Origin of the sequence: Paenibacillus litoralis (assembly GCF_046244365.1) — a bacterium.
Classification (GTDB): domain Bacteria; phylum Bacillota; class Bacilli; order Paenibacillales; family NBRC-103111; genus Paenibacillus_V.
Window position 1 is genome coordinate 4,851,165 of record NZ_CP176395.1, and the last position, 25,620, is coordinate 4,876,784.

Genomic DNA, 25,620 nt, shown 5'->3' on the forward strand with positions numbered 1-25,620 from the left:
CGAAGACAAGCCATCCCGTTTCCACTTATGCTTTGATCAATTTCGCGAATCCGTGTACCATTATCCGTAGAGACGAAAAACTTACGATAATGGCGGAGGACATAATGGATGTCTGATTATCCGATCTATGCTTACCGGGAAGTGCTCGACGAGGCGTTTCCTTTTAAAATCGAGGTCCGCAGGCCGCATTCGATGAACCGTTCCCTGCACGCGCACGAGCATTTGCAGTTGTGCTACCTAATATCCGGCAGTTGTCTGCACTGGGCCGCGGGCCGGCAGTATGTGCTGACGAAGGGGGATCTCTTCTCGATCCCGCCCTTTCACGAGCATCGGCTGGAACCCCGCGATTCGATGGATTTCGTCATGATTCAGGTGGATTTTATGCCCCATGCGATTCATGACAGCTTTCAGGATCTGGCGCATATTCAGACGTTTGTCGATTTCGCCTTTATCAGACCCCTTATATCCGAAGCCGATCTGGTGCCCAAAATGACGCTCCCTCCTCCCACGCAATCCGTGGTCGAGAACTTGCTGAACGTTATTCTTGCCGAATGGGAAGAACAAGAAGAAGGCTACCGGCTCGCGATCAAGGCCGAGCTTCTTAAGCTTCTCGTCATTGCCTGCAGACAGTATAAGCGGTATTCACATACTCAAAGCCACCATGAGCGCCAAAAAGTAGCGCATCACCGGGATGCTTTTTATAAGGCCATCGCATACATAGAGGCGCATTACGATGAGGAGCTCCATCTGGAAGAGGTAGCGTCCAAAGCGTTGATGGCGCCCTCCTATTTCAGCTATATGTTGAAGCTGGTGAAAGGGAAATCGTATATCGAGCTATTATCCGCCACTCGCATTCAAGCATCTATGGAGCTGCTGGCAGGAACCGACCTCAACGTGACCGAGATCGCTTCCCGCGTGGGCTATAACCATGTAAGCCATTTTAATAAAACGTTTAAAAAGCATACGGGATTAACGCCTGGAGACTATCGCAAGCATCGCATGTAACGGTAATCCGGGAACCTCAAAAAGACCGTTTTCCACTAAGCTCAGAAAGCGCATAGTGAAAAACGGTCTTTTAACGCCCGGCGAAGACTGCCGATCAAGCCGGCCGCCTTCTGTCGCTGTAACGCTTCTTGATCAGGTACCGCAAAAGGTTTGGTAAGGACTCGTCGATGGAGCCGGCAGCGCGGAATACTCTTCTTGTTCAGGCGCGTGCGCGTAGGGATTCGAAAGCACGTCAAGCAGCCGTTCCATCACGCTGTAGTCTTCTTGCTCCACCGCGGCTTCCAGCGCTTCTTCTACCCGGTGATTACGCGGGATAAGAGCAGGATTGCTGTTCCGCATCAGCTGTTGCGAAGAGGCTTTGGTTTCCTGCTGCCTGCCGAGTCTCGCCTGCCACCGCTCTTGCCACTGAGCAAATTCCGCGGTACCGGACAGATCCGTATTTTCCGGCTTATCGAAGGTCAGTGCGCGGAAGGTGTTTGTGTAGTCCGCACGATGCCTCTGCATCATTCCGAGCAGGTCTTCGACAAGGGTTTCGTCCTGCTGCTCCTCGTTATACAACCCCAATTTGGCCCTCATTCCCGCGAGCCAATTGCGGTGAAACAACTCGGAAAATTCGGAAATCGCATGCTGGGCCAATTTGACCGCTTCCTCCTCGTCGGCATGCAGCAGCGGCAATAAGGTTTCGGCAAATCTCGCGAGATTCCACGCGGCAATATGCGGCTGATTGCCATAGGCATAGCGGCCTTGCATGTCAATGGAACTGAATACCGTTGCCGGGTCATAGGTATCCATGAAAGCGCATGGACCATAATCAATGGTTTCTCCGCTGATCGCCATGTTATCGGTGTTCATCACCCCGTGAATAAAGCCGACGAGCTGCCATTTGGCGATCAGCGACGCTTGACGCTTAATCACTTCCTGTAATAATACAAGATAGCGATTCTCCTCGTCGCCAACTTCCGGATAATGCCTTTGCAAGGTGTAATCGGACAAGGACTTGAGATCCTGAACAGAGCCCCAATTGGCAACGTATTGAAAAGTGCCGACGCGCAGATGACTGGCAGCCACGCGGGTCAAAATAGCTCCAGGTTGCACCGTTTCGCGGTATAACGGCTCGCCGGTCGACACAACCGCCAGGCTGCGAGTGGTAGCAATACCAAGCGCATGCATGGCTTCGCTGATGATGTATTCGCGCAGCATCGGTCCAAGTGCCGCCCGGCCGTCTCCTCGGCGCGAGTATGGCGTTCTCCCCGAGCCCTTAAGCTGAATATCAACCCTCTCGCCCGAGGGGGTGATCTGTTCGCCGAGCAGCAAAGCCCGGCCGTCCCCTAACATGGTAAAATGCCCGAATTGATGCCCGGCATAAGCTTGAGCCAGCGGCTCCGCCCCTTCGGGAATCCGGTTGCCGGCAAGCGTCTGAACGCCGTCATTGCTTTGCAGCGCTTGAGCGTTCAACCCTAGGGATGCTGCGAACGGTTCATTCAAGATGACCAACTTCGGAGAGCTTACAGGGGTTGGGTTGAGCCCGGTAAACATGGATGCTGGCAGACGCGCGTAACTGTTATCGAAATGCCATCCCGGTTCTATGAACGCTTTAGAATTAGTCATCGTATCCCCTTTTCCTGCTGCCTTCATGCAGCAAACTATTTCTATTATAACCCGCCATTGCATAAATCTACCCGCAGTCCCCTATCTCAATCTAACGTAAATTTCTTTTGTTTTCATCAAGTTGCGGAGAGTACGATTGAATTCCGGATACGGCTAGCTGCTTCTATACCAATGCAAAGCCTTTGTTTCCAATTGTTTAACGAACGCATCTTTCCCGTCCATATAAGCCGCAATATCTTTAGGGAATTGTTTGGCAAGGTTTTCTTTTAGATTTCCATACTGTTTTGCTTCCTCGTCATGCGTTCGGAGGTAGTCTCTTACAGCCAAATGGCGAACAATATCTTCCTCGTTATCCGCCTGGAACACATGGACTTGATGTGTTCGATTCTCTCCGCCTTTTCTGAAATATCTTCTTCCTTTCATGCCGAACTCACCCATGCATTCGTAGCCAAGCGCTGCCATTTGTTTATTAAAAGCATCTATTCTTTCAATATCTTTGACTACCGGCATCATATCGATGACCGGTTTGGCGTGCAGTCCGGGAACGGAAGTGCTGCCAATATGATGAATGTCCACTAACTCGTCGCCAAAAATAGTCGAGATTTCCCGTGATTCTTCCATGAACATTCGACTCCATTTATCGTTATATTCCGTAACTACAACCTTCATTTCATTAACCCCCTTAAATATTGATAGTGACCCGCAAGCTAATGCTTCACCAAAAAGCTATTATACCAAAAATATCCGTCCATAACGCAGATCATAATCCGAACCGCGAGACATTCAGTAGTCTTTCAGCAAATACTCATGATTCCTTCAACTTGCTTTCAGAACGGATTCAGTTTGAGGGGATATACTTCGAATCATTACATAACCGAACGCGGAAAAGGAGCTGACACATGGCTATCGAGGTATTCAACCGTTACGAAAACAAATATTTGCTGGATGATGCGGCCTTTCACCGGATTTACAACAGGCTGCTCGACTATATGGTGCTCGACGCATACAACAAGGTGCATCCGTTCTACTCCATCAGCAACATTTATTTCGATACCCAGGACGACGCTCTAATTCGAAAAAGCCTCTCCAAGCCGAAGTACAAAGAAAAACTTCGTCTGCGAGCATACGGCGTACCGGAAGCGGACGCGAACGTGTATCTGGAACTGAAAAAAAAGGTGTTCGGCTTGGTTAATAAAAGACGGACGGCACTTCGGCTCGATGAAGCCTATGCTTTCGTTCGAACGGGCGTCGAGCCCGATTTCAAGCCTTATATGAACAAGCAAGTGATTCATGAGATTCATTACTTCCTGCAGCGATACGAGCTGGTGCCGAAGGTGTACTTGGCTTATGAACGGAAAGCCCTGTTCGGTATCGATAATCGCGATCTGAGGATTACATTCGATACGAACATCCGATCCAGGCGATACGACTTAAAGCTGGAGAGCGGCGATCATGGCGATTCCTTGCTGGAACCCGGACGATGGTTGATGGAAGTGAAGGCCGAGCAAACGATCCCTATGTGGCTCTCGAAAATGCTATCGGAACATCGGATGTTTCGGGCCAGCTTTTCCAAATACGGCAATGAATACAAGAAATATTTAGGACACGTCAAAACCAGGCAAGGGGACACGCAATATGCTTGAGTCCATTTTGAATTCGACTGGAACAACGACGGATTTAACGTTATCCCATGCAGTACTTACCATCCTGATCTCCATCTCATTAGGGTTGATCATCAGCTTCACTTATATGAAGACGAGCCTTCGTAGCGGCTACTCGCCGAACTTCACGCTGACCATGGTTATCCTGCCCGCAATCGTAGCCGTCATTATCCTCTTAATCGGGAGCAACATCGCAAGGGCCTTCAGCTTGGCGGGCGCCTTTTCCATCATTCGATTTCGAAGCGCGCCCGGCGACCCTAAAGATATCGCCTACGTCCTGCTCACGATGGCGGCCGGACTGGCCGTCGGCGTAGGATCCTTCGGTTATGCCGTATTGTTTACAATATGTCTTTGTCTGCTGATGTTTATTTTGAGCATGACCAGGTTCGGAGTGAAGAAAGCGACTCAGCTTATGCTCAAGGTCACGATTCCCGAGGATTTGGGCTATGAAGAAGCATTCGACGAGGTGTTCAAGAAATTCCGTATTGCCTACGAGCTCAAGAAGGTCAGAACGACCGAATTAGGCAGCCTTTATGAATTGGTTTACCTGGTTACGATGGATCACGTCACGAATCAAAAAGAATTCCTGGACGCGATTCGAGTCCGAAACGGCAATCTGGAAATCGCCTTAACCATGAGTCCCATGACGACGGAATAGTAGACCATTTTGGAAAGGAAGATACCGATGAAACATGATCGAACGAAAGTAGGAGCCGCTTTCCTGTGCTTGGCGGCCTTCTTGTCCGCTTGCAACGGCAATGCCTCCGTTACTCCCTCCTCTTCTCCAACCGCTTTGGAGGCTGTGTCTACGTCAGCCGCAAAAACGGCTAATGGAACCGGCGTACCCGAGAAAGCGACTTACAAGGAAAACGATCGAATGACGGATTGGACGAAGGAGAACCCGGTCGAGATTCGATTGAATGGAACGTCTGCGAGCATTGACGGATCTGGAGCCAAAGTAAAAGACAAATCCGTTGTCATTACGGCTCCAGGTACTTATGTCCTAAGCGGAACATGGGATGACGGCCAAATCGTGGTCAACGTGGCGGAGACGGAAACGGTAAGACTCGTTCTGAACGGAGTGGACATTCACAGCAGCGGCAGCGCCCCGATCTACGTCAAGGAAGCGGACAAAGCGATCCTTACTTTGCAAGAAGGTTCGAAAAACAGGATCTCGGATGGCGAAAAGAAAGCTTCAGCGGAAGCTTCCGACGACGAACCGACTGCCGCCGTCTTCAGCAAAGCGGATCTTACCGTGAATGGAACCGGGACCCTGATCGTTCACGGCAACGCTAACGACGGTATGACAAGTAAAGACGATTTGAAAATCACAGGCGGCAGCATCGAGGTATATGCGGCGGACGACGGTGTCATTGGCCGGGACCTGGTAGCCGTAAAAGACGGGAACCTCTCCGTCGAAGCGGGCGGAGACGGGATCAAAACGACGAACGATACCGAATCTTCGAAAGGGAACATCGCCATCGAAGGCGGCACGTTCCGCATCAAAGCCGGAAGCGACGGCATGCAATCCGCTGCTGCCATAAGGATTGACGGCGGCTCCTATACGATTGTTTCCGGCGGAGGCAGCGCTAACGGTAAGGTGAGGACAGGCAACGATCAACAAGGCCCGCGCGGAAGTCAAAATAACGCTCAACAATCGACTAAGACGGATTCGCCAAGCGCAAAAGCGCTGAAAGCGACAACAACCGTTGCGGTGTCGGCCGGAACCTTCTCGATCGACTCCAGCGACGATGCCGTGCACAGCAACGGATCGATTGTCCTGTCAGGCGGCGAAATGAAGATTGTCTCCGGTGACGACGGGCTCCACGCAGACGCTTCAATCGAAATCGCGGGAGGAACCATCGATATCGCCAAGAGCTACGAAGGGATCGAAAGCTCGGAAATCACGATCGCGGACGGCATCATTCGCGTCGTCTCCAGCGACGACGGCGTGAATGTTTCAGGGGGCAACGACGGATCCTCCCTAGGAGGACGGCCGGGACAAAACCAATTCGCCGCCTCGGCAAACAGCAAGCTCTCGATCCATGGCGGCACCATAACAGTGGATGCGAATGGCGACGGATTGGATGCGAACGGCTCGATCGTTATGACCGGCGGCACCGTACTCGTAAGCGGTCCGACCGCCAATAACAACGGAGCATTGGACTATGACGGCACCTTCAACATGAGCGGAGGCTCTCTTGTCGCGGCAGGAAGTGCCGGCATGGCGATGACACCGTCCGAGGAATCCGGACAATCGTCTATTCTCATGACCTATTCCCAAACGCAAGCGGCAGGCACCGCGGTTCGTCTGAAAGACGGCGACGGGAACGTCGTTGCCGATGTCACGCCTGCAAAAGCTTTTCAAACGATCGTTATCAGTTCACCGGATTTGAAAAAAGGCAAGACCTATGTCCTCTACTCCGGCGAAACGAAAATAGTCGAGTTCACCATAAGTAACTCGGTGACTTGGTTGAATGAGTCGGGGGTCACGACCGCCCGCAGCGCGGGACCCGGCGGCCGGGGCAGCAACTCCGGAATGGGCGGAGGCCGAAGCAGACCCTAGAGCCGCGCAGAACAACATTATTCAAGAAAGGCGGCGGAATGATTTTGAAAACCAAGCGTCCTCTCCGGCGAAAACGATTCATCCTTACGACGGTGACGTTATGCACCCTTCTCGCGGGCGGCGTCTTATACCGGCTAGCCGATCGTTATTTGATCGAACATGTCGAGGTTGTCGTGACCGCTCTGGAAACGGCTGCCAAGTCAACTGCCGCATCCGAACCAAATCAAGCCGATACGAGCGCATCCAGTGTGAAATCCGACGATTGGAACTACAGCAGCGATGATCTAACCATCTCGATCAAACAAGTTTCTACCGGCTCCGGCAGCGATCGGATTACGTATTACGCAGCCGACGTCAAGACGTCGGACGCTTCCTTGCTGCAGTCCGCTTTTGCCAAAAATAAGTTCGGGCGCAATATCGTCGAAGCTACCTCCGGCATCGCCGCCGACCATCAAGCCATCTTTGCGATCAATGGCGACTATTACGGTTTTCGTGGCGACGGCGTCATCATTCGTAACGGCACGCTGTATCGGAACGAACCGGCCCGGGACGCGGTCGCTTTCTACAAGGATGGAACTATGGCCTCCTACGATGAACAAAAGGTCTCGGCCCAAACGCTGCTGGACGACGGCGTCCTCCATACGCTCTCGTTCGGTCCGGCGTTAATCAAGAACGGCCAACTCGCGCAAGACTTCAACAACGTCAAGATCGATACGAACTTCGGCAATCGTTCCATTTCGAACGCGAACCCCCGCACTGGCATCGGGATGATCGCGCCGAACCATTACGTATTCGTCGTCGTGGACGGCAGACAGAGCGACAGCCGTGGTATGACGCTGAACGAGTTCGCTCAACTGTTTGCCGATCTCGGGGCCAAGGAAGCGTACAATCTGGATGGCGGCGGTTCATCGACGATGTATTTTAAGGGCCGCGTCGTGAATAATCCGCAGGGCAAACAAGAGGAGCGCGGCGTAAGCGATATCCTTTATCTTGGGGAGGGATAACCCATCGTGACCGTATTGATTCCTTCTTATGAACCCGATAACCGATTGATCGGGCTGATCGAACGACTCCGGGCCATGACGGATGCCCCAATCGTCGTCGTAGACGACGGCAGCGGCGAGAAGTTCCGCGGGATTTTCGAAGCCGTTAAAGCCGCGGGCTGCACCGTGCTTACCCATATTTCGAATAGGGGCAAGGGGCGAGCTTTGAAGACGGGCTTTCAATATATTATGGAACATGGATCGACACCGGGCGTCGTTTGCGCGGATAGCGACGGACAACATGCGCCGAAGGACATCGTCGCCGTCGGCCAGGCGATTGATGCCCGCGAGGCTACCATTGTTCTGGGCAGCCGAAGGTTTACGGGGAAAGTGCCGCTACGAAGCCGCGTCGGCAACCGTCTTACCAGCAAAATTTACGATGCTGCGACTGGTATCGGCATTGGGGACACGCAGACCGGGCTTCGCGGATACCCGAGCCATATGCTTGCTTGGTTATGTCAAGTACCGGGCGAACGGTTTGAATACGAGATGAACCTTCTGCTCCAAGCTCCCGCTCAAGGCTATGGCATTGCGGAGTTGCCGATCGATACGATTTATTTGAACGAGAATCGTTCTTCCCATTTTCGGCCGATTGCAGACTCGCTCAACGTTTACCTGCCCATCCTGAAATTTTGCGCATCTTCCGTCATCTCGGGCGTTCTGGACTTCGTACTCCTCTTGCTCCTTCAAGTCATAACCGCGAATCTGCTTGTTTCCGTCATCGGTGCAAGACTCGGGAGTTCAGCCGCGAATTACGCCATCAACCGGCGCTTCGTCTTTGCTCGTCCGAAGAAGGGATCGGTCGTAAAGTCGGCGGCACGTTATTACTCGCTCGCAGCCGCGATTCTCGCGCTCAATTATGGCCTTCTATCCCTTCTTCATACTATGCTCGAGATTCCCCTAGTACCGGCTAAGCTGGCGACCGAATGTTTATTGTTTCTATTCAGTTATTGGTGTCAGCGGAGGTTTGTTTATTCGTTTTCCTAGTGCTGCGGCGGTCATAAGCATCGGCGGTACTCCGTTAATCGGCCCGTTTACACAAGGATAAACGCCTGCCGGCGTCTAATGACGCCGTGCGATTACCGGTGAAATATAAGCGCTTATTGTGTGAAACATATAAATTCTTAAATTTTGACAAAGACTGCCGGCATGCCGGCAGTCTTCGATTTTGTTTTGGGTATAAACCCGTCCATCGCCAAAGCGAACCTGTTACCGGCTTTGAAAAGCAACTTTTAATCCAAGTCCGATAAATATGGTTCCTACGATCTTACCGCTCCACCGGCCCAGCCAAGAGATCCGTATGATCAGCCTTTTCAGCCGATGTACGCTCACGGCAATTACCGTCGTGTAGATCACGCCCAGAAGCACAAAGAGTAAGCCTAGGACTAAAAACTGAAAAAACGAAGCCCCCTGGTCCGGATGTACGAACTGCGGCAAAAACGCCAAAAAGAATAGGGCTGTTTTCGGGTTTAACACTTCTACGATAATGGCCTGACCGTAACTGCTTAAAGCCGTCATCGGGGAAACCTTCGGCAATTGAGGGTCTGCAGGCTTTTCTATAATCGCGCGGATACCCAAATACAACAAGTAAGCCGCCCCCGCGAACTTCACAAAGTTGAACGCGAGTGAGGATGTCATCAATATGGCGGAAAGTCCCGCTGCAGCAAATAACGTATGAATGAAATCTCCGGTCGCAATACCCAGCCCGACCACAACGCCCGCTTTTTTGCCGCCTTGAACGGTACGAGTGACGGTCAGAAGTACCGCCGGGCCCGGAATCAAAAACAGTCCGACTACGATAACAACGAAGGATATCATGGTGGATAAAGTGAACATGTTGCCTCCCCTCGAATGGCGTCAATACTTTTGAATTCTAATCCAAGTATTATATCAGTATGGAGTGATACGAGTCTATACCGGAACCGCCGGCGCCGTAATGCCTTACGTCCTTTGAAGCAACCGTACGATTTCACCGTCGATCGTTTCATCGCTGACCTTTTTAAACCCCAAGGATTCATACAAGTTTCCGGCAACTTGGTTTTCGGGTCTGTGTCCGATCATGATTCTTTGGCAGTTCATGGAACCCATAAGTGCAATTAGTTTTGCCATCGCATCTTTCCCGTAGCCTTTGCCTTGATGCTTTGCATCAATCATCAAAGCAGGAATCCAATAGTTCCCGTCTTGATCGGGCTTATTACAAAAAACAATGAAACCGACTAATTCATCGTCCGAATAAACTGCGCGCAGTTCAAAATCATCAACGCATTTCGATTCGGCAATCCAGTAAACGACAGGCACCGGAAAAACATTACGTTGTTCTGATTTGACTTTCAGCTCGGTACAATCGTACCAATTCTCGCTAGACACTGGCTTTAGAAAAACTCCCACTGAACATTCCTCCCGTATTTGGCTCCACAGAGGAATGAAAGGAACTCCTCTGCACTAAAACGAAACTCTTCTTGTCACAATCACCGTATTTAGGATATTTTTCATACCGCATCACTCCCCTAGCTATCGAAATGAATTCCAATATATTCAATTCAACCTGTTTGGATAAAATCCTTCCTTCCCTTTCAGGATCCGATTTGGGATGATTTTTCTTCACCCCAAACAGAAAATGCCTTCGCCTGCGGCGAAGACATTTCGGTACTAAGGAGGGTCGGGACCCATACAAAATCGTTCTATCGCTTCTAGAGAGCCGCCCCGGTTCCTCCATCTACGTTTACGGCCGTCCCGGTAACGTAAGATGCCGCATCCGATGCCAGAAAGACAATGACTCTGGCAGCCTCCTCGGTATTGCCAATCCGGCCGAGGGGAATCGCATGCCTGGGGTCCTTGGCAAACTCCTCCCAGGTAGAATTCGGAGCCGTTCTTTTCCATACTTTTTCAACCTGCTCGCTGCGGATGGAGCCTATGCATACGGCGTTCACCCGAATCCCGTCAGAGGCCAAGTCTTTGCTCATCGCATTCGTAAGCGCTAACCCCGCGGCCCGGCTTACAGAAGACGGAAGCGAAGAAGCCGAGGGCGTTTTGGCTGCCGATGTCGCAATATTCACGATCGATCCGCCGCCGCATTCGCGGAAATACGGTAAGGCCGCACGGGAACAATGGATGGCGCCGAACAATTTCAAATTCAAATCCTGGTTCCACAGATCGGTACCCACTTTATCGAATGCGCTAGCCGCTGCTGTTCCCGCATTGTTTACCAAAATATCAAGCCGGCCGAAACGCTCTGCCGTTTGGGCTACCGCCCGCTCGCAATCCGACTGCACAGTCATATCGGCTTGAATATAGCATGCATCCGTTCCTGTTTGTTCGGTTATGTAAGCGGCCGCTTCTCTCAACTGTTCTTCGTTGCGGGCACATATCGCTACGCGAGCGCCTTCTTTGGCTAGAAGAAGCGCAGTGTGCAAGCCGATCCCTTTACTTCCGCCGGTAATCAGCGCAACTTTCCCTTTTAACCCCAGTTCCAATGCGTCCAACTCCTTATCGATTTTCTTTTACATTAGCCGGTCCTGCGGATAGAAACAAGCTGCTGCATATTATTGATAGCTTGCTGGATTCTTAACGGCAAAAAAGTCGAAAAGCCTTGATCCTGCCGCCGAGAATGGGGCGTGATCAAAGCTTTTTTACTTCGAAATATCGAGGAACCCTTCCCCGAACACGTCGCGTACGTCGTGAATGGTAATAAACGCATCCTTGTCGATCGATCGGACGATTTTTTTGAGCATGCTCACTTCTTGTTTGCTGATTACGATGTACAGCAGCTCCTGCGGCGTTTTGGAATAATAGCCACGACCATAAATGACCGTAACGCCTCGTTCCATGACCACATTGACTTGTTCCGCAATTTTGTTCTGCTCTTTGGAAACGATCGTAACGGCCTTCTTCGGATTGACTCCCTCAATGATGAAATCCATTACTTTCGTAGCAATATAGAGCATCACAATCGTAAACATCAAGCTTTGCGCGCCGATAATGAAATACGAGGAAAAGGCGACGATCAGATCGAAAAACAATAGCGCGTAGCTGACATTCCAATCCAAGTATTTGTTCATCATTCTGGCTAATATGGTCGTCCCCGCCGTTGTCCCGCCGACCCGAATAATCAACCCAATCCCCGCGCCGGCGAAAACGCCGCCGAATATGGCGTTGATCGTCAGCTCGTCCGAAGCGATATGCCAATCCTCCGTCAGGTATAAAAACAACGAGTGAAAAGCGACCGCAATTATCGTATAAACCGTCGTAGTCTTGTCCAAAAATTTGTAGCCGGCGATCAGTAGAATCGAGTTAAATATAAGGCTTACAAGTCCGGGAGACCAAGCGAAAAGGTAGTATAGAATAATCGTAATTCCCGTTACCCCGCCCTCGCCGAATTCGTTGGGGATAACGAACAGATTGATCGCCAAGGCAAAAAGCAGCGCTCCCGCCATAATGACAACAATATCGATACTTCGTTTTATCATCGAAAAAGTCTCCTCATGCTGCTGCAAATAATCTTCAATACCCCATAATACCATTTGCCGGCCATTGAAGCCAAGTGATCGGGATAGGAAGCATAAACAACAAAAGACGCCAATCCTTCCTAAACGGAAATGGATGCGTCTTTATTCAAAAGTCTGGCTGCGTTCATGCAAACCAATCGAATTAATCGCCTATCGAAATCGACCCGATCAATCCTTTGAGCTTATCGGCCGATACTTGTAAGAGCTTTACTTCATCCTCGGACAGCTTGAGCTTCAGCACCTCTCTCACGCCCCGGCGGTCAACGACACAAGGGACCCCTAGATATACGTCGGAGATGCCATGATATTCGTCGAGTAGCGTGGATACGTTGAGGACGGCTCCTTCATCGCGAAGTATTGCCGTGCAAATCCGGTCGAGCGCCAGCGCGATCGCGTAATAGGTGGCGCCTTTGGCGCTGATGATCTGATAGGCGGCATCCCGGGTATTTGCAAAAATGTCCGCCTTGACCTCCTCACTGATGGAGAGTTCCGTACCGGCCACATTCGCCAAGCTCCACACCGGCAGCTCGGAATCTCCGTGTTCACCGATGATATGCGCATGCACGCTGCGCGGATCGATATTCAACCGATTGCCGATTAAATAGCGAAACCTGGCGCTGTCGAGTAGCGTACCGGAACCGATCACGCGGTTGACCGGCCATCCCGCCTTCTTCCATGAAAAATAACTCATGATATCTACCGGATTGGAGGCGATAAGCAAAATGCCTGCCGAATTAAATTTCAAAACCTCGCCGACGATAGCATCCAGGATGGAGACGTTCCGTTTCAGCAGATCGATCCGGGATTCCCCTTCCTTTTGTGCCGCCCCCGCTGCGATGATAATAATATCGGCTTCCCGGCAATCTTCGTATGTCCCTGCCCACAGCTTGGCGCCTCCAACGAAAGGCATGCCATGATTCATATCCAGCGCGTCGCCAAGCGCTTTTTGATGATTGGCGTCGATCAACACCAGTTCGTCTGCGCGGTTCCTGAGCAAAAGCGTATAGGCGGTCGTCGAACCGACCGCTCCGGATCCGATCACGACGATTCTCGTTTTTTTCATTTTACTCGTCTCCTGTCATATCCGTTTAGGGTTCATGCTCATAAAAATAGCACAGCTCCCTTTTCCTTAATGTGACATTTGTCACAGTCCGGTTTAGGTTACTCTTCCCGCTTCTGCATCGCGGCAAGCAGCGCGTCGCCGAGGCTAGAACCGAGCGATTCCTTGCTGCCGTACTGCTGGACAAGCTGCTGCTGCGCTTTGCGATTCGCCCGTCCGCCGGCTTTGTCATCCAGCATTTCGATTAGATTGCAAGGGCGGCACTGCGCATATTTGCCGCCTTTGCCCGTATGAATTTCCATCCGTTTGCGGCACTGCGGGCAACGCTTGTTCGAGAGTGCCGCTTTAAGCGCTTTGCGGTGGCCGCATTCGCGATCGGAGCATACGAGCATTTTGCCGCGCTTGCCCTTCGTCTCTAGCATAGGCTTGCCGCATTCCGGGCATTTCGACGTCGTCAGGTTGTGCGGTTTATAGACTGCTCCGCTCGTTTTCACGCCCGCCACAAGCTTGGCCGTCTGCTCGCGGATGCCGGCGATGAACGCTTTCGGATCGCCCTTGCCGCGCGAAATTCGCTCCAGCTCGCGCTCCCACTCGGCCGTGAGCTCCGGCGCGCGCAGCTCCTCCGGCGCCAGGTCGATCAGCTGTTGACCTTTGCCGGTCGGTACAAGCAGGCTTTGCTGCCTCTCGATCGTGTCGGTGGACAGCAGCTTCTCGATAATGTCGGCCCTCGTCGCCGGCGTGCCTAGTCCGTACTTCTCCATCTGCGTCAGCAGCGACGCCTCCGTATATCGCCCTGGCGGCTTCGTCTTATGCTCACCAAGCCTCAATCGTTTGACCGGAAGCGATTGCCCCTGCTGCAGCGGCGGCAACGTCTGCGACGATTTCTCCTCGCGGCGCCGCTCCGCTTCTTCGCCTTCCTCATCGTCGTCATCGGCTGTCAGACTCGAGCCTGTCCCGTACACATCCTTCCAGCCCGCTTCCTTCTGCACGCGTCCCTTGGCATGGAACGACTCGCCGTTCACCGTAAGCGTCAGGCTCGTCTCATCGTACCGGTAAGGCGCATAGAATAGCGCGATAAAGCGCCGGACGATCAGATCGTACAGCTTCCGCTCTTCGTTGCTGAGCGCGGCTAAGTTTAGCCATTGCTCGGTCGGTATGATCGCATGGTGATCGGTTACTTTGCTGTCGTCGACGATCCGTTTCGTGACTGGAAGCGGCTTGCGCAGCAGCGGCTTGGCAAGCGGCGCGTATGGTCCGACTGCGATGCTTTCGAGACGCCCCTTGAGCGTCGGTACCATATCCGAGGACAAATAACGCGAATCCGTGCGCGGGTACGTCACCAGCTTGTGCTGTTCATACAGACGCTGAAGCACTGACGACGTCTGCTTGGCGGAGAAGCCTAGCCGTTTGTTCGCGTCGCGCTGCAGCTCCGTCAAATCGTAGGCGAGAGGCTGAGGCTCCGACTTCTCCGTCGTCTTAAGCTGGGACACCGCCGCGCTGCCGCTGCCTGCCTTGACCACGAGGGCTTCCGCCTTCGCCTTGTCGAATAAGCGACCGTCCTGAGCGTCCGCGCCGCGCCACATCGCCGTAAATCCGGCTGCAAGCTCCGCCGTCACCGTCCAGTAAGGCACCGGCTCGAAACGCCGGATGTCGCGCTCCCTTACCATCATCATCGCGAGCGTAGGCGTTTGTACCCGCCCGGCGGCAAGCTGGGCGTTATGTTTGCTGGTCAACGCCCGCGTCACATTGAGGCCGATCAGCCAATCCGCTTCCGCCCGGCATACGGCCGACGCGTACAGATTATCGTACTCGGCTCCCGGCCGCAGCTTGGCGAAGCCTTCCGCGATCGCCTTATCCGTCTGCGACGAGATCCAGAGCCGCTTGAACGGCTTGCGCCATTTCACCAGCTCCATGATCCAGCGGGCGACGAGCTCGCCTTCACGCCCGGCGTCCGTCGCAATGATCAGCTCGCTTACATCGCCGCGCTTGCACAAATCCGACACCGCCCGGAATTGATGCGAGGTTTCGCGGATCGGCTTCACATTCATTTTGCCTGGCAGAATGGGCAGGTCCTCGAGGTTCCACGACTTGTATTTCGGGTCATAATCCTCCGGCTCCGCAAGCTCGACCAGATGGCCAAGCGCCCAAGTCACGATATATTTCGGCCCTTCCATATAGGACTTTTGTTTATTGGTGCAGCCGAGCACGCGCGCGATTTCTTTGGCAACGCTCGGTTTTTCCGCTAAAACCAGCGATTTCATCTTCGTTTCCCCCAAACTTGTAATCTCTGCTCGTCATTATATCATATCTTGATTGATAATCGGTTCCGCCGTTCCGAAACGCGAAAGCGACTTCGTAAGCATAGTACTAGGAAGAAACTCGTTTGCCGAGCAATCGAACAATCATCGGTAGAATTCTTCCTGCAAGACCCTTTTTTTGCTGTAAATGCGTGTGACTTTTAGCTTAAATGAGGCCTGGCGCGCCGAGGACTATTAGAGGGGTAGGCAAGATGATTAGGCGAAAGTAGTCTAGCGGAAAATGATTCTAGCACCTTATGCCGCTTATGGGAATACATGTTATTATTTGGTGTATGCCTGCCTATCACACGCGGTGGAACGCTTCAGACCGTCAACGGAGGAGACCGAAATGAATACGATTTGGCACATTCGCACCGGGTTCCGTGATCTTATTGAGGCCATCTACCGGATTTGCCAAGCATGGATATCGAAAGTTCCGTTTATCCGTGCGGCGTATTTGATTTTGTCGTGGCTTTCGCTGATCGCATTTGTCACTAGCTTGTTTTTCGTAAAAGAAACACGCATCATGATGGTGCAGTATGTATGGTCGTTCTATGTCCTGCTGCAATTTTGGTTCCTATGCCGGAGCAAAACGCTACCATGGAAAGCGGTCGTTCTATTCGTCCTGTCCGGCGTATTCCTTGTCGTGCCGTTTACAACGCTTACGGTTAATGCTCTCCATGCGCTCTTCGGCGGCAAAACCTCCGACACCTGGTCCGTAGCCGTCATAACGCCGATTTTGGAGGAACTGTGGAAGCTCTTGCCGCTTGGCTTCTTTCTATTCTTCTCGCGCCGCGCTTCCTCCTTGAGCTTAAGCGATTATACGCTCATCGGCGCGGGGACGGGAGTCGGCTTTCAACTGATGGAGGAGCTCTCCCGCCGCTGGCTGAATTCCGGCATGATAGCGGATAAATACGGGTATAGCTACACCATGCTTGGCGGAGAAACGATCCATTGGGACTTCTTCTCCCTCTTTCCCGGCCGTTTCGAAGAAAGCTTCCTGCCCTCGCTTATGACCGTCGGACATCCCGTACATACCGCCTTGATCGCGCTTGGCTGCGGAATCGCCTACCGGCTGCGGCAAAGATGGACGAAATGGGTATTGCTGTTCCCAGCGCTGCTCTTGCTCTGGTCCATCCTGGATCATGCCGCCTATAACGGCCAGTACAAATTGCCGGATTGGCTGTTTGACCTGCATGACTGGACCGGAAACGGGTATAAGACGCAGCCGGTGTTCCTATTGATGATCGCAGGCTCGCTGTTCGCCGATTACTGGTCGCTTAACAAAGTCCGGAACCGGCTTCCGAGGCTGCCGAACGAACCTTTTCTCAATCCCTTCACCGAGCTGTGGAACATCCTTTCCTCCCTTTGCTTGAACAGAGGGAAATTCGTTTATTGGCTTGGTTTTTACCGGGAGCGGCGGGAACTGGGGTTTACGATGCTTTATGGGAATGAGGAAGCGGTTGGCAGACAGGAGCATGTCCGGGAAAGGATGAAATTGCTTTATCAGACGCTGACTGGTCTAGCGGCGATCCTGCTTGCCGCCGGTTTGTTTGCAAGCCTTACGGCTTACTCAGGCGTCGACGAGACGGCTTGCTTTGCCTGTATGTTCGATTCGCTGCAAAATTGGTGGGATCGGCTGGAGTGGTATGAGCAGGGCGCGATCGTGCTCGGCGCCCTTGCGCTTTCGCTCCTGTTCGTCGGGTTTTGGCCGGCCCTCGGCATTGCGCTGACCGTATCGGGAATCGCGGGCAGCGGACACGAGATTGCAGGCTATATTCGCGACCCCAAGAAAATACTCACGCCCGAAAATGCGTTAGCCGTAGCAGCGGGCATTATTTTAAGCCGAATCCCCTTCGGCAAAGCACTCGGATGGCTGGGCAAAAAAGGACGAGGCTATGTGCGCAAGCTCCTCGACAAGCTGGGATCCCGGAAGCCGGATGTCGACGTGCCGAATAAGCCTCCGAAAACCGACGGCAAAGGCCCCGGCAAGCATCCCGATGATCCGGACAATCCGAAAAAGCCGGATGAAGATGCGCCGAAAAAAGATAAATCCGAAGACGAGAGCGACGATAAAGCAACAACGGCAGGTAAAAAGTACAACGAGGTCGAAATTGTCGATCATCGGGGAAATCCGCTGGGCGAGTTCGACGAAATCGATCTGGAGAAAGGCGTTTTCTATGAAGATAAAACAGCCAAAGGACTAGATCGCATCAATCCGCGAACGGGACAGCCCGCGCAGACGCCGCAGCAATTTGCCGATAAGCAAATACTGGGGAAGACGCGTACGCGGATTCAAAACCTGCTCGAGAAAGCCGCCTCTACCCGTCCGACTTCAAACGGGTCTCCCGACGTACCCGATCTGCAGGAGATTACGTCGATCCGCGACTTCGTTTTCCGGCTGGATGGCGATACCCCTGAGCTACGGAGCGCCGTCGAGAATAGCTTAAATCAATTGAGAACGGAATTTCCGGATTACACATTTAACGTTCTATTTGGAGGGAAACCGTAATGTCCATTAGTGCATTTATACCCGATCCCGTCGATGGTTTCGAGAAACAATTTCATGTGCCCGTTGCGGCGGAGGCTTTCTTCGCGGAATGCTGGGAGCCTGCGGCGGAAGCATTAGGTTTGCAATGGGTGCCCCTATTCTCTACGGGGATCGACGTCATGAAGGAGGATTTGCCTGCAGTGCTGGATGAACTCGCCCGATTAAAGGAGTGGGCTTTAAGCCAAACCGGCGGAGAACGGATGGAAAAGCTGGCGAGCCGGGTCCAATTGCTGCAGACGGAGCTGCCCAAAGCGCTGCAGCGTGACGGAGCTGTCGTCTATATCGGATAAAATGGAGTCGGTTATTGGGTCAGGACTCGCACTCGTCTCCCCTCCAATAGCGGTTCGCTGCTCTCTACGATCACGGTTTCCTGTTTGAACAACCCCGTGCTGACGGCGGCTGCATGCTCATTGGAGCTAACTACGGTAACATCCCTGCGGCGGGCGTAGAAAGCGTTGCCCAGCGGACCTTTTCTCTCCTCGACCGTGTAAACATAGGTGCCTGACTGATCCTTTCGAACGGCGGCGCTCGAGATAAGCAGCGTATCCGCTTTTCCTTTTTTCGTTATCTTCACTTCTGCCCTCTCTCCGCTTGCAAGCGACGGGTCCTGCAGCAGGACCGTCAACTGAAATACCGTCCATTCATCGGAATCGGTTTGCTCCGTGCTCGCAACTTTACCTTCCATGACGCGATTGTTTTGCCCGGGAAGGCGAACCTCTATCGTTCCGCCAATCGGAAGACCTTCGGCTATATCCGAAGGAATCTTCAAGTCAAGCTGAAACCCCAGCTGCTTGTTGGAAAGCCGGATATCCGGTTCGCCGCCCGCGCTAGCGGGTATTCCTTCTTTAGCATTCACAGCTGCAACAATTCCATCGAAAGGAGCCTTCATCACTTGGTAATCGCTTAGTTTGGCCTGCAAGCCGCTTATGCGCTGCTGTTGGAAGCCGATATCGCTCTTGGTATTGTCCAAAGCGGCCTTGGCGGCAAGGACCGTCCCCTTGTCTTCGGTACGCTCCGCCTGGATATAGTCGTACTCCAGCTTTTCTACCGCCAATAGGAGTTTGTTCAGCGCAGCCTGCTCGTGCAAAACCTGCTGCATGGCTTCGGGGTTGTCGTATTGGACAAGAGATTGCCCTTGACGGACACCGTCTCCCGCCCGCACCAGCACCTTCGTGACGTTCCAGCCCGATTGTCCCGTTAAATCCCTTACCTCTACCGGCTTGATGACGGCGCTGCCTTTGAAGGTTTGATCAAGCTGCCCCGGACCGGCCGCCTGAGTTGTCACCTTCGGCAGCATCAAAGCGTATAGCGTGTTGCTGAGCAAAGTAAAAACCGCTAGCAAGGCGATTAGTAAACCGGTAAGTAGCCCAAGCCAGCGTTTCCGGCTTGCTAAGCTTCCGTCGTTCGTCTGTAATTCCAATTCGATTCCTCCAGATCCCTAAGCCTTAATCCCGGAAAGCTGAACCCCTTCTATGAAATTCGTTTGCGCGTATAGAAACAGTAAAACCATAGGACTCATAAAAAGCACGGACGCGGCGAAGACGACACCCCGAGCTTCCTTGCCGATCTGGGTCAAATAAAGCGATAACGGCTGTTTGACCGCATCCTGAATGAAAATAAGCGGTTGTTCGACCATATTCCAATAATCGACGAACAAGAGAAGCGTTAATGCGGCTATCCCCGGCCTTATGAGCGGCAGCATGATTCGGACGAATATCGTACCATGCCCCGCTCCGTCCATTCGGGCGGCTTCCGTTAAAGAGCCTGGAATATGGATCATAAATTGGCGCAGCAAGAATACGCCGAATGCCCCGAAGATGCCTGGGAGCAGGATCGCCGCCTTCGAGTTCAGGAGCCCCAGCTTGTCCAATATGATATAGTTCGGGACCAGCGTGACTTGGAAAGGCATAAGCATCGTCAAGAGATAGAACAGAAACCAGTTGTCCCTCCCTCGAAAGCGAAGTTTGGCAAAAGCGTAAGCCGCAAGCGATGCAATAGCGGCCTGTCCGACGACGATCGGAACGACCATCCCCACTGAATTCCAGAACATATGAAGGAACTTCGGATTTCGCACCAACACCTCGGCATATTGATCGAGAGATACCCAATCGGGAATCCATTTCAGATTCACGAAGGGTTCCTTTTCCCCTGCCGCTACATTCGTCATCTGTCCGAGCAAATCATAATTGAGTCCAATCTCTTGCTCTGTCATAAGCGAATTCGTAATCGTCAGCACGATTGGAAGGAGGGTTATCAGCGCCCCTGTCCCTAACAGGAGGGTAAGTCCTATCGCAGGCATACGTTTCAAGAGCTTCATCCCGCTTCTCCTCTCATTCCATAAAAGACTGGAACCAACGCTCAATAGCCAGCATGGCGAACACCAAAATAAGGATACCGCCGACCATGAGCGTGGCAGCCGCTGTAAGCTTCTGAATATCCAGCGAAAAGAACATATTGTTCATATAGTGCTGTAGCATGTAAATGCGATCATACGGGTAATCGCCTGCCAGCAGGTAGGTCTCCCGAAATACCTTAAACGAATGGATGATCGAGATCAGTACGACAAAAATCATCGTAGGCGTCAAATAAACGAGAGTGATGTGAAACAGCTGCTGCAGCCTGCCCGCTCCTTCGATCCGTGCCGTTTCATAATACGAGCTGGGAATCGCCTGAAGTCCGGCCAAAAACAAGATCATGTTGTACCCGATGTTTTTCCAGACATACAAGAATGCCAGTACCCCCATAGAGCCTTCCGATTGCATCCAATCCGTCCTGCCCAGATGAAGACTGTGCATCCAGGCATTCAAGGTGCCGTTCCAATCGAAAAAGATTTGCCAGACCATGATGATCGAAGCGACCGGCACGACAAGGGGCAGGATAAAAGACGTCTGCAGCCAATTCCGCATGGGTAACCGCCGATTCAACAGGATGGCAAGGCCCAGGGACAACATAATAAGCAGAGGAACGCTCACACCCGTAAAGAGCAGCGTGTTGGCCGCCGCTTTACGAAACGACCTGCTGCCAAGCAGAGCCGCATAATTATCTAAGCCAACAAACGATCCGTCGATCGTCGAGTCTGTAAACGAGTAAACGATCCCCATCCCAAACGGGATGAGGTAAAACAGAATAAAGCCGGCTGCGCTGGGCGCCAAGAAGATCAACGCTGCTACTCCATCCTTACTCAGCCATGCCGGCAAACGGCATTTATTCATTTAAATAGGTCGTGACCTTGTTCTGAATCAGCTTGGCCACGTCCTTTGCCGATTTCTGACCGCTGAAGTAGGCTTGGCACTCCTTCAAAACGATTTCTTCGATCTTGGACGGCTGGAATGCAACGGAATGAATCGCTTCCGACAAGTAACCTTCCAAGAGCTTGATCTGCGCAGGATCGACCGGGAACGCCTGTCCTTGCAGGGGACCTTCCTCGTAGGCTTTGATCGTTCCTTTTGCCAGGAGATCTTCCACTTGTTTCTCGTATACCCTTCTATTAATGGGAAACCCTGCGCGTTCGGGCGCCAGCTGCAGCTCCTCCGACATCAGGAATTGGAGAAAATCCCACGCCTCTTGCTTCACCGCCGATTTCTCATTGATTCCTATTATTTTATAGGGATAGAAGTAGCCTCCGGCAGCCGTTCCCTCCGCACGAGGCTTGGCGTACAATTTCGCTTGCTTGCCGCTCTCTTTAACCGAAACGAGATAGTCCCAAGCCGAATTCACATTCTGGGGATTGAAATAGGAGCTGGCGCGGCCTTCCGCGAAGACGCCGTCATCGAACATCTTCTTCACCTGCCCCATCATATCGAGGAATGCCGCCGAGTCGAAGCTTGCCGTGCGGCTATCCTCATTGACGAAACGGGGATAGTTTTCTTTCACCATTTCGGTCAGCAGCGACTGCATGGCTTCCGGTCCTGTTGCAGGCATCGCCCCTGGAAATCCGCCGCCCCCCTCGTGGGTCGTTCTTTTTTGGTTCATTTGCAGGAGTGTCTCGGCATACTTGTCCCATGTCCACTTCTTATCATCGAACGATACGCCGGCTTGCTTAATGGCTGCTTCGTCCCCGATCAAGACGTTCAGGAAGAACGCGAGCGGCAAGCTGTAAAGGCCTCCGCCGGTCCGGCTGCTCTCCAGTATATTGTTGAAATAATCGCCCTTGAGGAACGAAGGATCCTTCTTCAGCATCCCGCTGAGATCGGCAAGCAAATGCTGACCCACATATTTCTCGCTCGGCAGCATATCCAGCGAGAGCATGTCAGGGCCTTTGCCTGACAGCATGGCCGTATTCGTCGCCGTTATGTATTTCTTAAGCTCAGCTTCCGTATGTTCATCGTCCGTCTGCACGTACTGCAGATCAATGGTTATATTCGGATGAGCGGCTTCATATTTCATCTTGGCTTGCTTCAATCCGTCATCCGGCCAAAAGGTGGAGAACACGATCGTCGCTTTCCCGCCTTTTGCGGGGTTGTCTTGCGGCATCCCCGTCACTTGAGGAGAGGCAATCTCCCCCGCCATTCCCATATCCGGCACGGATGCTCCTTCTTGGCTGCCGCTGTTCGGGCTTGAGCTGCACGCCGATGCCCCTAGCATGACCAAGCTCAAAAAGAGTCCGATCCGATATTTCGGTTTGTTCATTTTTCATCCCCATCCTTGTCCTGTGATTAGTCAACTAGCCGTTCAAATGTAAGCGGCGGATATCGCCAAGTACGGCCAAGCACAACTTCGCTGTCCGCTCACTCGTTCTCCCACCGATACATTCAAACCGCTTCTTTGGTTATACCCTGTACTTGTATCGGACTTATCGCTAACTTGTAAATTTTTTGTAACCAGCCTCGGTGCCTCCGAATCCGGCCGAGCACGAAAAAACACACCACTAGGTGGTGTGTTCGACAATCGGCGCATGATATTTTTCTTCCCCTGATCATAACCCCTTGCATATACCGGCGCTGCCCGCGCCACCAGGCGAGCAGTCTCGCCAGCGGGTTTTTGGATTCGGAAAGCCGTTCGCCCCGCTCGCCCAGAGGAATCGGATCGAACTTTTCGAACAGCAGGTAGAACAGCATGGAGACGATGACCATACTGATCAGCCACCACTTGAATGCCCGGCTCGGTCGACTCATTATAACGCATATAGGTGAACCAAAAAACGACAGACGTTACGGTCACGCTGATCAACGATGCTGCCGCTTGCTTGACAAAACTCAATCTCGTTCCGATCAACCTGCCAATCATAGCGTTGGTCACCAAAGCCAGGAGCAGAAACTGAAAGTACATCCCTTTTCACCTGCCTGCATCAAAGGTATGAGCATTACAAGATCCGCTCTAGTCTCTGGGGTAATCCACTCTCATAATATCCATGAACGGAACTTTCGAAATTTGCCCGTAACGCTCGACATGCACTTTACCGGTTCTGGAATCCATCGCTACAATTTGCCCGCGTACGTGCTCTTCCACTCCCCACACCGTCAGCACGATTTCGGAATTTTCCTGTTTGGCTTCAACCAACTGATTGCCTATCTCCTCCAACACAAATTCATCTCTGGTTGGTCGTTTCGCTACTTTTGCCTTTGCCACACTTTTTCCTCCCGCCTGTATGATGCAATAATGAAAACTCTCTGTATGAATTTGGGTTTTCCGCTTGCCGTATCTCATTTAAAGCACACTACATTATAGCATAACGTCACGTATTTAGCGCTGACGCGACCTGGATCCCCTTCTCCACACGCCGCCATACGGCGTCATTACGATGTCCGAATCGCCGGCATGCGGGAAACTACCGAATAGGCCTTGTACTCCCCTGCTTCCGTAATTTCCAAACCATTTAATTGCCGGCCAAAACAACATCCTCCATCGATGCCGATTTTATCGTCTCCAAACCAGATGTTTGCCGATTCATGCAGTTTAGTGACCGGCGTATGGCCGAAAACAACGATTTTACCCACTTTTACGGGATGATTGTAGAAAGCGTCTCTTATCCAAATAAAATCTCTTGGCGGTTGTGCCCGCCAGTTCTCACCGACAGCCGGGTCGATTCCCGCATGCACGTATATTCGCTGCTCGTCTTCATAGTAAAGCGGCAACGTCTGAAGAAAATCGATATGCTGCCGGAAACGGTTAATAATATCTGCCTTTGCATCGAAATATCGATCATAATCAAAATCATACTCGTCAAAATCCAGCTCGCAGTAGCTTTGAATGGTAGCAAACCCGCCATTTCGCAAGAAGCCGGAGTCTTTGTTGTGAAGCAGCGCATCAAGAAACATTTGATCGTGGTTGCCGCGCAATGCGATTGCGCCGTGCCGTTCCACCAGGTTGCGAACCTGCTCGATCACTTCTCTGCTTCGTGGCCCCCGATCCCCATAATCCCCCAGAAGAATCAATTGATCGGATTCGGAATCGTAATCGGTCATCGTCAACAGCTCGTTGAATTCGTCGTAACAACCATGCACGTCGGATATAACGAGCGTTCGTTTATTTTTGCCTATTAACATGCAAACGCCCCCCTGCCGCCTAAAAAAGTTTACGTAGATTCTATCATAAATGAATCGGCAGGAGTCAATCGACTACAATAAAGCCGCCCGAAAGGCGGCTTTATTCGCACTCTTATTTTTTGATCCGAGGAAGGAATGACCTCATATCCGAATATCGACTCTCTTGTAACGTTGATCGGTTCCGCTTATCGTGATAGGAGCATCGTTAGCTTCCGGATTTTTTCCTTCAACTTCACGATTGCTATTTTCACCTTCCGCTTCTGCCGCTTTATTAACTTGATTTTGAACGGCTTGTGTCGTTTCACCCGTTTTTTGATCAAGCATCCGTTCTCTGGATTGTATCTTTTGAAGCTCCGCTCTCTTTGATTTCGCTTCGTTACCGTTCTTTTCATCAAATTTGATTTCGCTCTCTAGAACTTTCCCTTTTCCAACCAAGCTGTTTTTGGTCTTGTTCATCGTGATAGATTGGGAATAGGTAGTGCTCGCTTGAATGAGGTGCGACATACCGGCTAAAGAACTTCCCGCATCAGTAACGTCTGCAACGGATGGGACGCTCTTGGCTTGTTGGTTCGTTTCTTGGTTTTCATTTAGCTTTTCTGTTCGCTTCTGCTGTATTTGCACATCAATTTGTTGGATTTGCTCTTGCAGCTGTTTCACTCGTTCTTGCTTCGATTTATGATCGAGTTTGCTCTCGTTCGTTTTTTGTATTTGTTCCTGCAATTGAATTTTCTGTTTCTCTAGCTGTTTTATGCCATTATCATTCGATAGCGGAAAGCTAACATTCGATTTGCCCGACACCGGTGCAATTGCCATGGCGGCACCTCCAAAATATTGAACGT

Annotated in this window: 24 protein-coding genes; 8 read left to right on the forward strand and 16 right to left on the reverse strand. The window is 51.9% G+C overall.

Annotated elements, in window-relative coordinates:
* The first annotated feature begins 108 nt into the window (after nt 1-108).
* Entirely contained in the window at nt 109-1,005 is an 897-nt protein-coding gene (locus ACKGJP_RS20205; RefSeq protein WP_409340614.1) for an AraC family transcriptional regulator, read from the forward strand.
* A gap of 132 nt (nt 1,006-1,137) precedes the next feature.
* Here the strand turns inward: ACKGJP_RS20205 and ACKGJP_RS20210 are convergent, their stop codons facing one another.
* On the reverse strand, nt 1,138-2,613 hold the full coding sequence (locus ACKGJP_RS20210) for a protein adenylyltransferase SelO (protein ID WP_409340615.1): 1,476 nt from the start codon (nt 2,611-2,613) through the stop codon (nt 1,138-1,140).
* Between the two features lie 153 nt (nt 2,614-2,766).
* Complete coding sequence (locus ACKGJP_RS20215) at nt 2,767-3,282, reverse strand: GrpB family protein (RefSeq protein WP_409340616.1); 516 nt, start codon at nt 3,280-3,282, stop codon at nt 2,767-2,769.
* Between the two features lie 230 nt (nt 3,283-3,512).
* Here ACKGJP_RS20215 and ACKGJP_RS20220 point away from each other — a divergent pair, with 230 nt between their 5' ends.
* Genes ACKGJP_RS20220 through ACKGJP_RS20240 form a run of 5 tightly spaced genes read left to right on the forward strand, consistent with a single transcriptional unit; the run spans nt 3,513 to nt 8,870 of the window.
* The gene (locus tag ACKGJP_RS20220) at nt 3,513-4,256 is read left to right on the forward strand and encodes a polyphosphate polymerase domain-containing protein (RefSeq protein ID WP_409340617.1); all 744 of its coding nucleotides are present in this window, start codon (nt 3,513-3,515) and stop codon (nt 4,254-4,256) included.
* Nucleotides 4,249-4,932 carry a DUF4956 domain-containing protein gene (locus ACKGJP_RS20225; protein WP_409340618.1) on the forward strand — a complete coding sequence of 228 codons (684 nt, stop codon included), beginning with the start codon at nt 4,249-4,251 and terminating at the stop codon, nt 4,930-4,932. Before ACKGJP_RS20220 ends, ACKGJP_RS20225 begins: the two co-directional genes overlap by 8 nt.
* A gap of 27 nt (nt 4,933-4,959) precedes the next feature.
* The gene (locus ACKGJP_RS20230) at nt 4,960-6,840 is read left to right on the forward strand and encodes a carbohydrate-binding domain-containing protein (RefSeq protein ID WP_409340619.1); all 1,881 of its coding nucleotides are present in this window, start codon (nt 4,960-4,962) and stop codon (nt 6,838-6,840) included.
* A gap of 44 nt (nt 6,841-6,884) precedes the next feature.
* Nucleotides 6,885-7,844 (forward strand): phosphodiester glycosidase family protein, encoded by a 960-nt coding sequence (locus ACKGJP_RS20235; RefSeq protein WP_409340620.1) that lies wholly within the window; start codon nt 6,885-6,887, stop codon nt 7,842-7,844.
* 6 nt (nt 7,845-7,850) lie between these two features.
* A complete protein-coding gene (locus tag ACKGJP_RS20240; RefSeq protein WP_409340621.1) occupies nt 7,851-8,870 on the forward strand; it encodes a GtrA family protein in 1,020 nt (339 codons plus the stop codon).
* Nucleotides 8,871-9,092: 222 nt separating this feature from the next.
* Here ACKGJP_RS20240 and ACKGJP_RS20245 read toward each other — a convergent pair whose 3' ends face one another.
* The 6 genes from ACKGJP_RS20245 to ACKGJP_RS20270 all read right to left on the reverse strand — a co-directional run bounded on the left by ACKGJP_RS20245 (nt 9,093) and on the right by ACKGJP_RS20270 (nt 15,709).
* A complete protein-coding gene (locus ACKGJP_RS20245; protein ID WP_409340622.1) occupies nt 9,093-9,719 on the reverse strand; it encodes a LysE family translocator in 627 nt (208 codons plus the stop codon).
* Nucleotides 9,720-9,824: 105 nt separating this feature from the next.
* On the reverse strand, nt 9,825-10,271 hold the full coding sequence (locus ACKGJP_RS20250; RefSeq protein ID WP_409340623.1) for a GNAT family N-acetyltransferase: 447 nt from the start codon (nt 10,269-10,271) through the stop codon (nt 9,825-9,827).
* Nucleotides 10,272-10,573: 302 nt separating this feature from the next.
* Nucleotides 10,574-11,356: an SDR family NAD(P)-dependent oxidoreductase gene (locus ACKGJP_RS20255; protein ID WP_409340624.1), complete on the reverse strand. Its 783-nt coding sequence runs from the start codon at nt 11,354-11,356 to the stop codon at nt 10,574-10,576.
* A gap of 156 nt (nt 11,357-11,512) precedes the next feature.
* Complete coding sequence (locus ACKGJP_RS20260; protein WP_409340625.1) at nt 11,513-12,349, reverse strand: YitT family protein; 837 nt, start codon at nt 12,347-12,349, stop codon at nt 11,513-11,515.
* A 181-nt stretch (nt 12,350-12,530) separates the two neighbouring features.
* Nucleotides 12,531-13,451, reverse strand: a complete 921-nt coding sequence (locus tag ACKGJP_RS20265) for an L-lactate dehydrogenase (protein ID WP_409340626.1) — start codon at nt 13,449-13,451, stop codon at nt 12,531-12,533.
* 98 nt (nt 13,452-13,549) lie between these two features.
* The gene (locus ACKGJP_RS20270; protein WP_409340627.1) at nt 13,550-15,709 is read right to left on the reverse strand and encodes a DNA topoisomerase III; all 2,160 of its coding nucleotides are present in this window, start codon (nt 15,707-15,709) and stop codon (nt 13,550-13,552) included.
* Nucleotides 15,710-16,094: 385 nt separating this feature from the next.
* Between ACKGJP_RS20270 and ACKGJP_RS20275 the strand changes: the two genes are divergently transcribed.
* Entirely contained in the window at nt 16,095-18,257 is a 2,163-nt protein-coding gene (locus ACKGJP_RS20275; protein WP_409340628.1) for a PrsW family glutamic-type intramembrane protease, read from the forward strand.
* Entirely contained in the window at nt 18,257-18,586 is a 330-nt protein-coding gene (locus ACKGJP_RS20280) for a hypothetical protein (RefSeq protein ID WP_409340629.1), read from the forward strand. Before ACKGJP_RS20275 ends, ACKGJP_RS20280 begins: the two co-directional genes overlap by 1 nt.
* An 11-nt stretch (nt 18,587-18,597) precedes the next feature.
* Here ACKGJP_RS20280 and ACKGJP_RS20285 read toward each other — a convergent pair whose 3' ends face one another.
* From ACKGJP_RS20285 to ACKGJP_RS20320, 8 genes are all read right to left on the reverse strand, one after another.
* The gene (locus ACKGJP_RS20285; protein ID WP_409340630.1) at nt 18,598-19,716 is read right to left on the reverse strand and encodes an efflux RND transporter periplasmic adaptor subunit; all 1,119 of its coding nucleotides are present in this window, start codon (nt 19,714-19,716) and stop codon (nt 18,598-18,600) included.
* 18 nt (nt 19,717-19,734) lie between these two features.
* Nucleotides 19,735-20,613 (reverse strand): carbohydrate ABC transporter permease, encoded by an 879-nt coding sequence (locus tag ACKGJP_RS20290; protein ID WP_409340631.1) that lies wholly within the window; start codon nt 20,611-20,613, stop codon nt 19,735-19,737.
* A gap of 13 nt (nt 20,614-20,626) precedes the next feature.
* Nucleotides 20,627-21,508: a carbohydrate ABC transporter permease gene (locus ACKGJP_RS20295; protein WP_409340632.1), complete on the reverse strand. Its 882-nt coding sequence runs from the start codon at nt 21,506-21,508 to the stop codon at nt 20,627-20,629.
* Complete coding sequence (locus ACKGJP_RS20300) at nt 21,501-22,925, reverse strand: ABC transporter substrate-binding protein (RefSeq protein WP_409340633.1); 1,425 nt, start codon at nt 22,923-22,925, stop codon at nt 21,501-21,503. The genes ACKGJP_RS20295 and ACKGJP_RS20300 overlap by 8 nt, the downstream gene beginning before the upstream one ends.
* Nucleotides 22,926-23,047: 122 nt before the next feature.
* Nucleotides 23,048-23,410 (reverse strand): hypothetical protein, encoded by a 363-nt coding sequence (locus ACKGJP_RS20305; protein WP_409340634.1) that lies wholly within the window; start codon nt 23,408-23,410, stop codon nt 23,048-23,050.
* 202 nt (nt 23,411-23,612) lie between these two features.
* The gene (locus ACKGJP_RS20310) at nt 23,613-23,864 is read right to left on the reverse strand and encodes a YolD-like family protein (RefSeq protein WP_409340635.1); all 252 of its coding nucleotides are present in this window, start codon (nt 23,862-23,864) and stop codon (nt 23,613-23,615) included.
* Nucleotides 23,865-24,031: 167 nt separating this feature from the next.
* Entirely contained in the window at nt 24,032-24,781 is a 750-nt protein-coding gene (locus ACKGJP_RS20315) for a metallophosphoesterase family protein (RefSeq protein ID WP_409340636.1), read from the reverse strand.
* Nucleotides 24,782-24,922: 141 nt separating this feature from the next.
* Complete coding sequence (locus tag ACKGJP_RS20320; RefSeq protein ID WP_409340637.1) at nt 24,923-25,594, reverse strand: FlxA-like family protein; 672 nt, start codon at nt 25,592-25,594, stop codon at nt 24,923-24,925.
* Between the last annotated feature and the right edge of the window lie 26 nt (nt 25,595-25,620).